The sequence below is a fragment of the Cupriavidus sp. U2 genome (assembly GCF_009663685.2).
Lineage (GTDB): Bacteria > Pseudomonadota > Gammaproteobacteria > Burkholderiales > Burkholderiaceae > Cupriavidus > Cupriavidus necator_C.
The window spans coordinates 281,479-293,780 of sequence record NZ_RCOG02000027.1 but is presented as its reverse complement, the minus strand read 5'-3'; the positions used below and the strand labels follow the sequence as shown (position 1 = coordinate 293,780).

The following is a 12,302-nucleotide window of genomic DNA, read 5'->3' as shown; positions in this document are numbered from 1 at the left end:
CGTGACGTCGAAGATGCTGCATCGTACGCCGGTTACGGCTCGGCCGCAGGCGCTCACTACGCCACGTTCCGTTGGTCGGCGCCCTGTGCGGGCGGCGCTCTCGCGTCTCGTCCCGACATCCCCTTCGCATTCCGTTGTATTGACTTGCGCCATGTCTGTGTACCATGGCGCGCTTTCGGACGGCGCCGGCGCGGCGTGAACCTGGATGCCCGCCATGCGGGGGCAGACAATGTCTGTACATCCATTGCGCTGACTGGTCCCGTGGATAGGACCAGCTGGTTCCATTGAGTGACCGGGCCATGGGGCATAGAGTCCGCCTGAACCCCACAGGAAGTACACAGAGGCGGAGACACGGATGTTGATCAGTCGAAGAAAGCTGTTGGCCGGCGCGACGCTGGCCTTGTTTGCCATATTGGCCCCGGTCCAGCGCGCGGCGGCGCAGGACAAGCCGATCACGATCGTGGTGGGCAGCCCGGCCGGCGGCACCACCGACGCACTGGCACGCCTGATTGCCCGCTCGCTGGGCGACACGCTGCACCGCACGGTGGTGGTGGACAACCGGCCCGGCGCTGGCGGCAATATCGCCGCGCAATATGTGGCGCGCGCCACGCCGGACGGCAGCACGCTGCTGATGAGCTTTACCGGCCATACCATCAACGCGTCGCTCTACAAGAACCTGCCGTTCGATCCGGTCAAGGACTTCACGCCGATCACCATGGTGGCGCGCGTGCCCAGCGTGCTGGTGGCCCGCAAGGGCGTGCCGTTCGACAACACGGCAGGGCTGATCGCCTACGCGAAGAAGTACCCCGGCAAGCTCACCTTTGCGATTGGCGCGCAGGGCTCGTCGCTGCATCTGGCCAGCGAGCAGTTCAAGCCGGCTACCGGCACCGACATCGTGAACATCCCGTACAAGGGGACCAACCCGGCGCTGACCGATGTACTGGGCAACAACACCGTGGACCTGATGTTCGCCAGCACCGTGAACGTGCTGCCGCACCTGAAGTCGGGCGCGCTGAAGTTCCTGGGCGTCAGCAGCCGGGACGCACTGCCGCAGTTCCCGGGTGTGCCGCCGATCGGCCAGACCGTGAAGGGCTTCGAGTCGTCGGCGTGGTTCGGTCTGTTCGGCCCGGCCCAGTTGCCGCCGGCCGTCACGGACCAGCTCTATCGCGCGGTGAAGGTGGCCGTCGAAGACCCGGCCTACAAGAAGCGCATGGAGACCGAAGCCGCCACGGCCGTCAGCATGACGCCGCAGGCGTTCGGCGCGTTCGTGCGCAGCGACATCCAGCACTGGGCCAAGGTGATCCAGGCGTCCGGTACCAAAGTCGAGTGAGGAATAGCAATGACGGGCCAGACATTGGCGCAAAAACTGTTGGCCAGGGCCGCGGGCCGGGCGGACGTGGCGCCCGGCGAGATTGTCACGTGTCGCGTGGATCTGGCGATGATGCATGACTCCAGCGGCCCGCGCCGCGTGAAGCCGATGCTCGAAAAGCTCGGCGCGAAGGTGTGGGATCCGGACAAGGTGGTGCTGGTCACCGACCACTACGTGCCCGCGCATGACGCCGACAGCCGCAGGATCGTGCAGATCGCGCGCGACTGGGCGCGCGACGAAGGCGTGGCGCGCTTCCACGACATGGAGGGCATCTGCCATGTGGTGGTGCCGCAGAAGGGCTATCTGCGCCCGGGCATGTTCGCGGTGGGCGGCGACAGCCATTCGTCCACCGGCGGTGCGTTCGGTGCCTACATGTTCGGCATCGGCGCCACCGAGATGCTGGGCGTGCTGGTGACCGGCGAGATCTGGGTGCGCGTGCCGCAGACCATCCGCATGCGCTGGCATGGCCGCCTGGGCGCCGGAGTCTCGGCCAAGGACATGATGCTGCGCATGTGCACGCGCTTCGGCATGGACGGCGGCCAGTACCAGGCCGTGGAGTACACCGGCGACGCCGTGTCGGCGCTGTCGATGCAGGAACGCATGACGCTGTCGAACATGACCGCCGAACTGGGCGGGCAGGTGGGGCTCATCGCCCCCGACGCCACCACGCGAGACTGGCTGCTGGCCGCCGGTGCGCCGGCCGATGCCATCGAGATCGATGGCTGGCAGTCGGACGCCGACGCGGCCTGCCTGGCGGTGCATGACTTCGATGCCGCGACGCTGGCGCCGCAGGTGTCGCGGCCGCACACGCCGGCCAACGCCGACGACGTGGGCACGTTCGGCAGCGTGGACATCGACATCGCCTATATCGGTGCCTGCACCGGCGCCAAGCTGGACGACCTGCGCATGGCGGCACAGGTGCTGCGCGGCAGGCGCGTGGCACGGGGCACGCGGCTGCTGGTGGCGCCCGCCACTGCCGCCGACCAGCAGCGCGCCGCGCAGGAAGGCACGCTGGCCGCGCTGACCGATGCCGGCGCCGAGCTGCTGCCCAACGCCTGTGGCGCCTGCGCGGGCTACGGCGAGCACCGGTTTGGCAAAGACAGCGTGGTGATCAGCGCCACGGCCCGCAATTTCAAGGGCCGCATGGGCGCGGCATCGTCGCAGGTCTACCTGGGCTCGCCATACACGGTGGCCGCTTCGGCCATTGCCGGCCGCATTGCCGATCCACGGGAGGTGCTGGCATGAGTCGTTTTTCCGGCCGGGCCTGGGTGTTCGGTGACGATATCAATACCGATTTCCTGGCGCCGGGCGCCTACATGAAGTTTGGCATCGAAGAGATTGCGCGCCATTGCCTGGAATCCGTGGACCCGTCGTTCGCGGCACAGGTGCGCCCCGGCGACATCGTCTTTGGCGGGCGCAACTTTGGCGCGGGATCGTCGCGCGAGCAGGCGGTCGAGGTATTGCGCCACCTGGGCGTGGTGGCGGTGGTGGCCCCGTCGTTTGCCGGCCTGTTCTACCGCAATGGATTCAACCTCGGGCTGCCGTTGTTGACCTGCCCGGCGCTGCCGCCGGTGACGCCCGGCCAGCGCGCGGGATGCGAGATCGACACGGCCCAGGTCTATATTGACAACGCGCCGGCGCTGCAGTGCGAACCGGTGCCCCCGCATCTGGTGGCCATGATCCGCGATGGCGGACTGGTCCCGCACCTGGCGCGCCGGATCGCGTCGGGCCAACTTTCGGTCAAAGAGGGAGTGCAATGAGTGCAATGACGCTGAAGCAACGCCTGCAAGGCACCGGCATCGTGACCGCACCGGGCGTCTACGACGCGTTTTCGGCCCTGCTGGTCGAACAGGCCGGCTTCCAGGCCGCCTACCTGTCCGGCGCCAGCATCGCCTACACGCGGCTGGGGCGGCCCGATATCGGCTTCCTGTCGCTGGAAGACGTGGCATCGGTCACGCGCAATATCCGCGAACGTTGCCCCGCGCTGCCGCTGATCGTGGACGCCGACACTGGGTTTGGCAATGCGCTGAACGTGATGCAGACCGTGCGCGTGCTGGAACGTGCTGGCGCCACCGCCATCCAGTTCGAAGACCAGTCGATGCCCAAGCGCTGCGGTCATCTGGATGGCAAGACCGTTGTCAGCGCCGCGGAGATGGCCGGCAAGATCCGCGCCGCCTGCGATGCGCGGCGCGACGACAATACGCTGATCATCGCGCGCACCGACGCCGTTGCCGTGGAGGGCATGGACGCCGCGCTGGCGCGCGCCGGGCAGTACGCCGAAGCCGGCGCCGATGTGCTTTTCGTGGAGGCCCTGCGCAGCCGCGAGGACATGGCCACAGCGATCGCCCGCCTTGGCGCCCGCGCGCCGCTGCTGGCCAACATGGTGGAAGGCGGCAAGACGCCCGTGCTGCCGGCCGCCGAACTGGAGGCAATCGGCTTCCGCATCGTGATCTTCCCGGGCGGCACCGTGCGTGCGCTGAGTTTTGCATTGCGCGACTACCTGGCCAGCCTGCACGCCAACGGTACCACCACGCCGTACCTGGACAGGATGCTGTCGTTCCAGGCGCTCAATGATGTCATCGGCACGCCGGAAATGCTGGCGCTGGGCAAGCAGTACGAATGACCCGACGCGACGCGTGCTTGCCTGACCGGGGCGGCACGCGTACCGTGGCGGCATCGCCCGGAGTTCCCGGTCCACCCGCCTGATTGCCCCCGCCCGATGCTCGATGCCCACGCCCCGCTGACCTCGCTGCCGCGTTTCCAGCAGGTTCGCCTGATCCTGCGCGAGCGCATTCGCGGCGGTCACTACGCAGCCGGCCTGCCGCTGCCCGGCGAACGCCAGCTGGCCGAGGAGTTCGGCGTGGCGCGCGTGACCGTGCGGTCGGCTCTGGCGCGATTGCAGGAAGAAGGCCTGGTGATGCGGTTGCGCGGCAAGGGCACGGTGCCGACCGCGCGCAACGTGGCGCAGGCCGAGACCGCCGTGCAGACCGTGCGAGGCGGCCTGCTCGACAACATCGTCAGCGTCAGCATGCGTACGCGCGTGCAGGTGCTGGAATGGAAGCGCATGGCGGCGCCCGCCGCCGTCAGCGCCGCACTGGACTTGCCGCCCGGCGCACCCGTGCTCAAGGTGGTGCGGGTGCGCAAGTTCAAGGCGCAGCCCATTTCCTATACCGAAGTGTTCGTGCCCGACGATCTGGCGGCGGCGCTGGACCGCCATACGCTGCAGGACACGCCGATGCTGGTGGCGCTGGCGCAGCACGGCGTGGAGGTGGTCTCGGCCGATCAGACGCTGGGCGCTGCCGTGGCCGACCTGGACGTGGCCCGTATCTTCCGCATCGCGCCCGGCGTGCCGTTGCTGCGCGTGTCGCGCGTGGCATCCGACGCGAACGGCCGCCCGGTGCAGTTCCTGGTCGGGCTCTACCACCCCGAACGCTATACGTACCAGATGCGGCTGACGCGCGCGGGGGCGTCGACGCGCGTGTGGATCGACGCCGACCAGTCCTGATCAGCGGCGCACCAGCGCCACCACGTATACGCAGGCGTCCGGGCCCGGATTGATGAACGTGCAGGGCGCGGGCGGCCCGAGCTGCAGGCAGTCGCCGGCGGCGAGCGTGTGCGCCAGTTCGCCTTCCTCGAAGACCAGTGTGCCATCGAGCACCCAGATCTGTTGATGCTGGAACGTGAAGGCCGACGATGGATACGATACCCGCGCGTGCCCGGGCAGCGTCACCTCCACCAGTTCGAGCATGCCGCCGTTGCGCGGCGACACCGCACGGCGCGTGTAGCCCGTTTCCGGGTCCTGCCACACCGGCTGTTCGGCGGCGCGGCTCAGGCGTTCGCCAGCCTGCTCGGCCAGCGCCAGCAGCATCGAGAGTTGCAGCCCGAACGCGCCTGACAGGCGTCCCAGCACGGTAGCCGTGGGACTGGCCTCGCCACGTTCGATCTTGCTGATCATCGCCTTGGATACCCCGGAGCGGTCCGCCAGCTCCGCCAGCGACCAGCCGCGCGATTCGCGCTCGATGCGCACGCGGGCGGAAATGGCGGTGGTGGGGTCGTCGGGCAGGCGGCTCATGGTGGCGAAGGCGCTGGGAAAGGTGGTCCGATTATAGAAGCGGCATTGCCCGGCGCGGGTTAACCCTCGGCCTGAAATCCTCACGATGATGCTCATTTGTCCACTATAGTGGATGAAGATGAGACCTGCCCCTTTTCCCCGGAGCCGCCCCCATGCCCCGTGAAATCCGCCTGAACGCCTTTGACATGCACTGTGTGGGCCACATCCAGCAGGGCCTGTGGACCCACCCGCGCGACCAGTCGCACCGCTACGCCGAACTTCAGTACTGGATCGACTACGCGAAGACGCTGGAGCGCGGCCTGTTCGACGGCATCTTCTTTGCCGACGTGGTGGGCGTCTACGACGTCTATGGCGCCAGCCCCGACGCCGCATTGCGCGGCGCGGTGCAGGTGCCGGTCAACGACCCGACGCTGGTGATACCGGCCATGGCGGCCGTGACCCGGCACCTTGGCTTTGGCGTGACCGCCAACCTGACCTACGAGCAGCCGTTCCTGTTCGCGCGCCGCATGTCCACGCTGGATCACCTGACCGGCGGGCGCATCGGCTGGAACATCGTCACGGGCTATCTGGACAGCGCGGCGCGGGCCATCGGCATCGACGGCCAGGTGGCACACGACGACCGCTACGACCTGGCCGACGAGTACATGGCGCTGGTCTACAAACTCTGGGAAGGCAGCTGGGACGACGGTGCCGTGGTGGCCGACCGCACGGCCGGGGTCTATGCCGATCCCGAAAAAGTGCGCGTGATCCATCATCGCGGCCCGCAGTACAAGGTGGATGCGATGCACCTGTGCGCGCCGTCGCCGCAGCGCACGCCGGTGCTGTACCAGGCCGGTTCGTCGACGCGAGGCCGCCGCTTTGCCGCCACGCACGCCGAGTGCGTGTTCGTGAACGGGCAGAAGAAGGAGGGCGTGAAGGAAATCGTCGACGACATCCGCGCGCAGGCCGTGCAGCTCGGCCGGCAGGCCGACGACGTGAAGGTGTTTCTGGGCGCCACGCTGGTGGTGGGACGCACCGACGCCGAGGCGCGCGACAAGTTCGAGGAATATCGGCGCTACGTCAGTTCCGAGGCCGCGCTGGTGCATGCGGCGGCGTCGCTGGGCATCGACTTCTCGCGCTACGACCTGGACGAGCCGATCGATACCGGCAAGAGCCAGGCCATCGTGTCGAACGTGGAAGCCATGACGCGCAGCGCGGGCCCGCAATGGACGCGCCGCAAGCTGCTGGAACAGATGGTGCTGGGCAGCCGCCAGCCGCCGTGGGTGGGCGCGGCCGGGCATGTGGCAGACCTGCTGATGGCCTGGAGCGAGGAGACCGGCGTGGACGGCTTCAACCTGTCGCGCACGGTGGTGCCGGAGTGCTTCGAGGACGTGATCGACCTGGTGGTGCCGCTGCTGCAGGAGCGCGGCGCCTACAAGACCGCGTACCAGCCGGGCACCTATCGCGACAAGCTGTTCGGCACGGCCCGCTTGCCAGCCACCCACGCGGCGGCGCAATATCGCGGAGCCGGCGCCAATCCGGTATAGACAGACGCATCATGGTAGACAAGACAACTTTTCGCGACGCGATGGCGGGCCTGGGTGCCGCCGTCAACGTCATCACCACGGACGGCGTGGCCGGGCTGGGCGGCTGCACGGCGTCCGCCGTCTGTCCGGTTACCGATGATCCGCCCACCGTGCTGGTCTGCATCAACCGGTCCAGCCGCAACAACGCCGTCATCCGCCAGAACGGCCGGCTCTGCGTGAATGTGCTGGCCGCCGGACAGCGCGACGTGGCCATGCGCTTTGCCGACAGGGACCTGTCGCTGGACGAGCGGTTTGCCTGCGCGGAGTGGCAGCAGCTGGCCACGGGCGCGCCGGTGCTGCATGGCGCCATCAGCGCGCTCGATTGCGAGATCACGTCGGTAACCGAAGTCGGCACGCATACGGTGTTCTTCTGCGCCGTCAAGGCCGCGCAAAGCGCCAGCGGCCAGGCGGGCCTGATCTACTTCGGGCGCGACTTCCATCCCGTGGGCACCGTCGCACACCCGGCGGCCGTCTGAGATGACGGCACCCACTTCGGCGGCCGCGCCGGTGCGGCAGCGCCAGCGCGGCAAGCTGTTCTCGATCGCCATCCTGCTGCTGGCCGAAGTGGCGGCGATGGGCGTGTGGTTCTCTGCCAGCACCGCCGTGGCGCTGATCAAGCGCACCGAGGCCATTTCGGCGTTCGACGAGGCGCTGCTGACCAGTGCCGTGCAGTTCGGCTTTGTCGCCGGCACGCTGATGTCGGCGCTGCTGTCCTTGCCCGACCGCTACGACCTGCGCCGCCTGTTCGCCGGCTCGGCCCTGGTGGCGGCGCTGGCCACGGGCATGCTCGCGTTCATCGCGCCCACGGGCGGCGCGGTGGTGACGTTGCGTTTTATTACGGGCATGTGCATGGCCGGGGTTTATCCGGTGGGCATGCGGCTGGCGGCAACCTGGGCGCGCGCTGACCTGGGCCTGCTGATCGGGTTGCTGGTGGGCGCGCTGACGCTCGGGTCGGCCAGTCCGCATCTGGTGGCCGCGTGGCTGACGCCCGCTGCTGGCGGCCCCGACTGGCGTACCATCTACGCGGTGGCGGCGGCCTGCGCGGCCGGCGCGGCGCTGCTGATCGGCATGGCGGCGATAGGCCCCAATCTCCGGAAGGCCGCACGCATCGACCCGACCAAGATCGCGCAGGCCTGGCGCCAGCCCGCAGTGCGCCTGGCCAACCTGGGCTATCTGGGCCACATGTGGGAGCTTTATGCGATGTGGGCCTGGCTGGCGCTGTTCCTGCAGCAGACGTTTGCCGCACGCGGCATGGCCGATGCGCGTGGGCGGGCGGAACTGCTGACCTTCGCGGCGATTGCCATTGGCGCGCTGGGAGCCTGGGCGGGCGGATGGCTGGCCGACCGCGTGGGCCGCACGGCCGTCACCATCGGCGCCATGGCCATCAGCGCAAGCTGCGCGGCGCTGATGGGCTGGCTCGATACGGCACCGATGGCGGTGCTGGTAACGATGGCGCTGGTCTGGGGCGTGTCGGTCATCGCCGATTCCGCCCAGTTCTCGGCCAGCGTGACCGAACTGGCCGAACCGTCATCGATCGGCACGCTTCTGACGGCGCAGACATGCGCCGGCTTCCTGCTGACGCTGGCCAGCATCCACCTGGTGCCCGACGTGGTCGAATGGCTGGGCTGGCGCGCCGGCTTCGGCATGCTGGCCATCGGTCCGGCACTTGGCTGCGTGGCGATGTGGCGGCTGCGCGGCCATCCCGATGCGCGGAAGCTGGCGGATGGCCGGCGCTGAATTGCCGGCACGTCCGCGGGCTGTTTTTCGAGCAAGCCGATATAAAAAAGCCCGGCGCGCGGCCGGGCAAAATCGGAAAGTGTCTTGCGGCGGGGTCAGAAGCGGTGGCGTACCCCCACCATCGCGCCGAACTGGCTGTCGCCCGCCCGGATGTTGTCGGCGCTCAGGCTGGCGCGCGATGCAACGCCCTTGCCGGTGCGGTTCCACGCGTAGCCCAGGTCCAGGTAGGCGCTGGTGCGCTTGGAGAACGCGTAGTCGGCCGTGGCGACGAAGACGACCGGGTCGGCGCTGGTTTCGGCATAGTCGTTGTAGTACACCGCGCCCTTCAGCATCAGTGCCGGCGTGGCCTGGTAGCCCAGTCCGATCCAGTAGATGTTGCTGTGCTTGAAGGCCGCGCCTGCACCGCTCAGGTTTTCCCACCGATAGCCAGCAAAGACCTTGGCCGGGCCGAAGGCGTAGCTGCCGGCCACGGACGCGCGCTGGTCCTTGATATCGGTGTCGGGCTGGCGCAGGTCGTACACCACGCCGACGTCGAACGGACCCGTCGTGTAGCGCAGGCTGGCGGCGTACTCGCGGCCCTTCTTGTAGTTGCCCGGCACCTCGCCGCTGCCGAAGCCCAACGGGGCGCTGTTGTCATAGCCTAAGCTGTACAGCGCCGCCGCCGTCAGGCCGCCGAACGTGCCCTTGTACTGGATGGCGTTGTCGGCCCGGCTGGCCATGAACGGGTCCAGATTGACGATCGAGTATTGCGAGGTGGCGGCCATCGGGTCGAACGCCAGCGTGAAGTCGTAGATCGGCGTCTGCTGGCGGCCCAGCATCAGGGCGCCGAACCGGCCCTGCAGGCCCACGAATGCCTGCCGGTTGAAGAGGCGGCTACTGGCCGATGTGCCCGTGTCCAGGTTGAAGCCGCTCTCCAGCACGAACACGCCCTTGAGACCGCCGCCCAGGTCTTCCGTGCCGCGCATGCCCCACCAGGAGCCGGTGGTGATGCCGTTGCCGGACTGCATGCGCACGTTGCTGTGGTCGCCGGCGGTGCGGTTCAGGTATTCCACGCCGACGTCCGCCACGCCATACAGGGTGACGCTCGACTGCGCCTGAGCGCCCGCGGCAAACATCGTGATTGCAGCAGCCGCTGCCAGTTTCAGTTTCATGCCTTGTTCTCCAGGTTGGGAAGGAATCCGCAATGATCGGAAGGCATGAATTTTTCAGCTTTGATTTGGCTCGCTTCTTCGTCACTCTGAGTGAGATTTTTCTCATTCGAGATGAGACTGTTGCACGGAAATGCGTCACTACATGGCAGTTCTACGAAGTGCCATGTCAATGGTGTCAGGGATATTGCAGTTGGGTAGCGGTTCAGGCCGCGTGCAGGCGGTCCAGGCGCAGGCGGTGGCGCTCGTCGGTCAGGCGCCATACGGCCAGCCAGCCGGCCGACACCACGGCCAGCAGGCTGCCGCCGGCCAGCAGGGACATCAGCAGGATCTGGTAGCGCGCGGCGTCCATCGCGTCCATGCCGGCCAGGATCTGGCCGGTCATGATGCCTGGCAGCGTGATGATGCCCGCTGCCGCCATCGTATTGATCGTCGGCAGCAGTCCGCCGCGCACCGCCTGCCGCAGGATCGGACGCAAGGCGGCATGGCGGTCCTCCCCCAGGGCCAGCCTGGCTTCGATGGCCTGGCGCTGGTGCCACGCGGCGTTGAGCGTGGCGTGCAGCGTCAGGCTGGCCGCGTTCATGGCGTTGCCCAGGATGATGCCGGCCAGCGGAATCGCGTGGCGTGCGTCGTACCACGGCGTGGGGCGCAGGGCGGTGAGCAGGGCCAGCACCGTGATGACCAGCGTGGGGGCGCTGACCGACGCCAGCCCGATCGCCATCTGCCAGCGCGGCGCGAAGCGGCGCTCCAGCCGGCTGCCGGATTCACGCGCCGCGGCGAAGATCATCGCCGTCACCACCAGCAGCGTGAGCCATGGCGACGACAGCGCAAAGACCGCGCGCAGCACCAGGCCTACCAGCATCAGTTGCACCACCATGCGGGCCGCGGCCCAGAGCAGGGCGCGATGGATGCCCAGCGACATGGCCAGCGACAGCGCCGCGCCGGCCACGATCAGCAGACTGGCCAGCGTCAGGTCTCCCGTTGTCAGCAGGATCGGGTTCATGGGTGCAGGGGCTCCAGTCCGGACGGGCACAGGCGCCAGTGCGCGTGCTGCAGGCGCGCTGCCTGTTCGGTGTTGTGGGAAACGACCAGCAATCCGACGCCCTCGGCCATGACTTCGCGCAGCACGGCTTCCACGGCCAGTGTGGTGTCGTGATCCAAAGCCGAGGTGGGCTCGTCGAGCAGCAGGAAGCGGGGCCGGCGGACGATGGCCCGCAGCAGCGCCAGCCGCTGCCGTTCTCCGGTGGACAGATGGCTGACGCGCGCGGCCAGGATGTCGTCGCGCAGGCAGAGCCGGCGCGCCAGTCGCGCAAGCCGGGTATCGGCGGTGCCGGGTGTGCCCGGGCGACCGGTGGCATCGGCGATGTCGGCAGGACCGAGGTCGTCGAAATGGCTGCGCACGTCGTCGGCCCACCAGCCCGATTCGGCCGCCACATAGATCACCTCGCGTCGCCACGCCGGCCCGCTCAGCGCCTCGCGCGGCGTGTTGCCGATGTGTACGCTGCCATTGCTGGGATCGAGGTCGGCAATCATGCGCAGCAGCAGGCTCTTGCCGCTGCCCGAGGGGCCTGACAGCACCGTGCATTTGCCGCCCGTCACATCGAACGTATAAGGGCCGCGGCCGTGGCCGGTCAGGTCGTGGATATGCAGGTGGCCGTCCATGGAGCGGGGCGGGGGCAAGGCGGGTGGAAGGCGGAGTGCCGCAAGCGTATCGTCATTCGATGAATGGCGGATTAAGCGAGGCATATCGTTTGACGTCAGGCGGCCTCGGGCGCGATGCATGCGCAGGCCTGCCCCCATTGTGGGCGCCGACGCGGCGTGAGCAAGGGCCAGCCGCACCGGCGCCGGGAGAACCGCATTGGCACCGTCCGACATCCTGTTGCGGCCATGTCCTACACGACAGCTCCCGTGCCCTTTCTACACTGTCCAGTAGCGCCGTTGCCTGCCGCAGCGCCCGTCAGCCGGGCCAGCGCGCGGACGACGGACGCCCTACGAACCGACCCATCAGGAGAGTGCGATCATGAACAAGGACCAGGTGAAGGGCCGCATGAACGAGGCCAAGGGCAAGGCAAAGGAACTGGCCGGCAAGGTAACCGGCAAGACTTCCACCGAAATGAAGGGCAAGGCCCAGCAGGTGGCCGGCCGCACGCAGGCCAGCTATGGCGATACCAAGGAAGACATGAAGAAGAACCCGCGCTAGGGTCTGATCCGGCGCGAGGCAGGGGGCCGCCAGCCACTGGCGGCGCCCGATCACCGTAAAGCGGGGCTGCGGCCCCGCTTTCTTCATGGTGGCCCGATTCATGACGGGCGGTAAATGCTGTGTTCCATATCCGTCGGCTTCCGCCGGGCGGGGCGGTGCTGTAATGTGCGCACAATCATCGTGTTCATCCACCTGCACTGGTCCCAAAGGG

General features: G+C 68.1%; 13 protein-coding genes. 9 read left to right on the top strand and 4 right to left on the bottom strand.

Annotated features, from left to right (window positions below):
- Positions 1 to 355: 355 nt before the first annotated feature.
- The 5 genes from D9X30_RS20885 to D9X30_RS20865 all read left to right on the top strand — a co-directional run bounded on the left by D9X30_RS20885 (position 356) and on the right by D9X30_RS20865 (position 4,874).
- Positions 356 to 1,330 (top strand): Bug family tripartite tricarboxylate transporter substrate binding protein, encoded by a 975-nt coding sequence (locus D9X30_RS20885; protein ID WP_153945959.1) that lies wholly within the window; start codon positions 356 to 358, stop codon positions 1,328 to 1,330.
- Between the two features lie 9 nt (positions 1,331 to 1,339).
- Positions 1,340 to 2,614, top strand: a complete 1,275-nt coding sequence (locus D9X30_RS20880; protein WP_153945960.1) for a 3-isopropylmalate dehydratase large subunit — start codon at positions 1,340 to 1,342, stop codon at positions 2,612 to 2,614.
- Positions 2,611 to 3,129, top strand: coding sequence for a LeuD/DmdB family oxidoreductase small subunit (locus tag D9X30_RS20875; RefSeq protein ID WP_153945961.1), 519 nt, complete (start codon positions 2,611 to 2,613; stop codon positions 3,127 to 3,129). Before D9X30_RS20880 ends, D9X30_RS20875 begins: the two co-directional genes overlap by 4 nt.
- Positions 3,126 to 3,992, top strand: coding sequence for an isocitrate lyase/PEP mutase family protein (locus tag D9X30_RS20870; protein ID WP_502799661.1), 867 nt, complete (start codon positions 3,126 to 3,128; stop codon positions 3,990 to 3,992). The genes D9X30_RS20875 and D9X30_RS20870 overlap by 4 nt, the downstream gene beginning before the upstream one ends.
- Positions 3,993 to 4,088: 96 nt before the next feature.
- Complete coding sequence (locus tag D9X30_RS20865; protein ID WP_153945962.1) at positions 4,089 to 4,874, top strand: GntR family transcriptional regulator; 786 nt, start codon at positions 4,089 to 4,091, stop codon at positions 4,872 to 4,874.
- Here D9X30_RS20865 and D9X30_RS20860 read toward each other — a convergent pair whose 3' ends face one another.
- Positions 4,875 to 5,441, bottom strand: coding sequence for a helix-turn-helix domain-containing protein (locus tag D9X30_RS20860; RefSeq protein WP_066741548.1), 567 nt, complete (start codon positions 5,439 to 5,441; stop codon positions 4,875 to 4,877). It lies immediately after the preceding gene.
- Between the two features lie 152 nt (positions 5,442 to 5,593).
- Between D9X30_RS20860 and D9X30_RS20855 the strand changes: the two genes are divergently transcribed.
- Genes D9X30_RS20855 through D9X30_RS20845 form a run of 3 tightly spaced genes read left to right on the top strand, consistent with a single transcriptional unit; the run spans position 5,594 to position 8,743 of the window.
- Complete coding sequence (locus D9X30_RS20855) at positions 5,594 to 6,967, top strand: LLM class flavin-dependent oxidoreductase (RefSeq protein ID WP_153945963.1); 1,374 nt, start codon at positions 5,594 to 5,596, stop codon at positions 6,965 to 6,967.
- A gap of 11 nt (positions 6,968 to 6,978) precedes the next feature.
- Positions 6,979 to 7,482, top strand: a complete 504-nt coding sequence (locus D9X30_RS20850; RefSeq protein WP_153945964.1) for a flavin reductase — start codon at positions 6,979 to 6,981, stop codon at positions 7,480 to 7,482.
- Position 7,483: 1 nt separating this feature from the next.
- Positions 7,484 to 8,743: an MFS transporter gene (locus tag D9X30_RS20845; protein WP_153945965.1), complete on the top strand. Its 1,260-nt coding sequence runs from the start codon at positions 7,484 to 7,486 to the stop codon at positions 8,741 to 8,743.
- 95 nt (positions 8,744 to 8,838) lie between these two features.
- On the opposite strand, the gene D9X30_RS20840 is transcribed toward D9X30_RS20845, so the two are convergent.
- From D9X30_RS20840 to D9X30_RS20830, 3 genes are all read right to left on the bottom strand, one after another.
- Entirely contained in the window at positions 8,839 to 9,894 is a 1,056-nt protein-coding gene (locus D9X30_RS20840) for a porin (RefSeq protein WP_153945966.1), read from the bottom strand.
- 202 nt (positions 9,895 to 10,096) lie between these two features.
- Positions 10,097 to 10,894: an ABC transporter permease gene (locus D9X30_RS20835; protein WP_153945967.1), complete on the bottom strand. Its 798-nt coding sequence runs from the start codon at positions 10,892 to 10,894 to the stop codon at positions 10,097 to 10,099.
- The gene (locus D9X30_RS20830; RefSeq protein ID WP_153945968.1) at positions 10,891 to 11,553 is read right to left on the bottom strand and encodes an ABC transporter ATP-binding protein; all 663 of its coding nucleotides are present in this window, start codon (positions 11,551 to 11,553) and stop codon (positions 10,891 to 10,893) included. The genes D9X30_RS20835 and D9X30_RS20830 overlap by 4 nt, the downstream gene beginning before the upstream one ends.
- A gap of 358 nt (positions 11,554 to 11,911) precedes the next feature.
- Here D9X30_RS20830 and D9X30_RS20825 point away from each other — a divergent pair, with 358 nt between their 5' ends.
- Positions 11,912 to 12,091, top strand: coding sequence for a CsbD family protein (locus D9X30_RS20825; protein WP_092598271.1), 180 nt, complete (start codon positions 11,912 to 11,914; stop codon positions 12,089 to 12,091).
- Positions 12,092 to 12,302 lie beyond the last annotated feature (211 nt).

What these genes read in the sequence shown, in the direction of transcription:
- D9X30_RS20835 (WP_153945967.1), bottom strand. Translation starts at nt 10,894, where the DNA reads ATGAACCCGATCCTGCTGACAACGGGAGACCTGACGCTGGCCAGTCTG.
- D9X30_RS20825 (WP_092598271.1), top strand. Translation starts at nt 11,912, where the DNA reads ATGAACAAGGACCAGGTGAAGGGCCGCATGAACGAGGCCAAGGGCAAG.
- D9X30_RS20885 (WP_153945959.1), top strand. Translation starts at nt 356, where the DNA reads ATGTTGATCAGTCGAAGAAAGCTGTTGGCCGGCGCGACGCTGGCCTTG.
- D9X30_RS20845 (WP_153945965.1), top strand. Translation starts at nt 7,484, where the DNA reads ATGACGGCACCCACTTCGGCGGCCGCGCCGGTGCGGCAGCGCCAGCGC.
- D9X30_RS20865 (WP_153945962.1), top strand. Translation starts at nt 4,089, where the DNA reads ATGCTCGATGCCCACGCCCCGCTGACCTCGCTGCCGCGTTTCCAGCAG.
- D9X30_RS20870 (WP_502799661.1), top strand. Translation starts at nt 3,126, where the DNA reads ATGAGTGCAATGACGCTGAAGCAACGCCTGCAAGGCACCGGCATCGTG.
- D9X30_RS20840 (WP_153945966.1), bottom strand. Translation starts at nt 9,894, where the DNA reads ATGAAACTGAAACTGGCAGCGGCTGCTGCAATCACGATGTTTGCCGCG.
- D9X30_RS20850 (WP_153945964.1), top strand. Translation starts at nt 6,979, where the DNA reads ATGGTAGACAAGACAACTTTTCGCGACGCGATGGCGGGCCTGGGTGCC.
- D9X30_RS20855 (WP_153945963.1), top strand. Translation starts at nt 5,594, where the DNA reads ATGCCCCGTGAAATCCGCCTGAACGCCTTTGACATGCACTGTGTGGGC.
- D9X30_RS20860 (WP_066741548.1), bottom strand. Translation starts at nt 5,441, where the DNA reads ATGAGCCGCCTGCCCGACGACCCCACCACCGCCATTTCCGCCCGCGTG.
- D9X30_RS20880 (WP_153945960.1), top strand. Translation starts at nt 1,340, where the DNA reads ATGACGGGCCAGACATTGGCGCAAAAACTGTTGGCCAGGGCCGCGGGC.
- D9X30_RS20875 (WP_153945961.1), top strand. Translation starts at nt 2,611, where the DNA reads ATGAGTCGTTTTTCCGGCCGGGCCTGGGTGTTCGGTGACGATATCAAT.
- D9X30_RS20830 (WP_153945968.1), bottom strand. Translation starts at nt 11,553, where the DNA reads ATGGACGGCCACCTGCATATCCACGACCTGACCGGCCACGGCCGCGGC.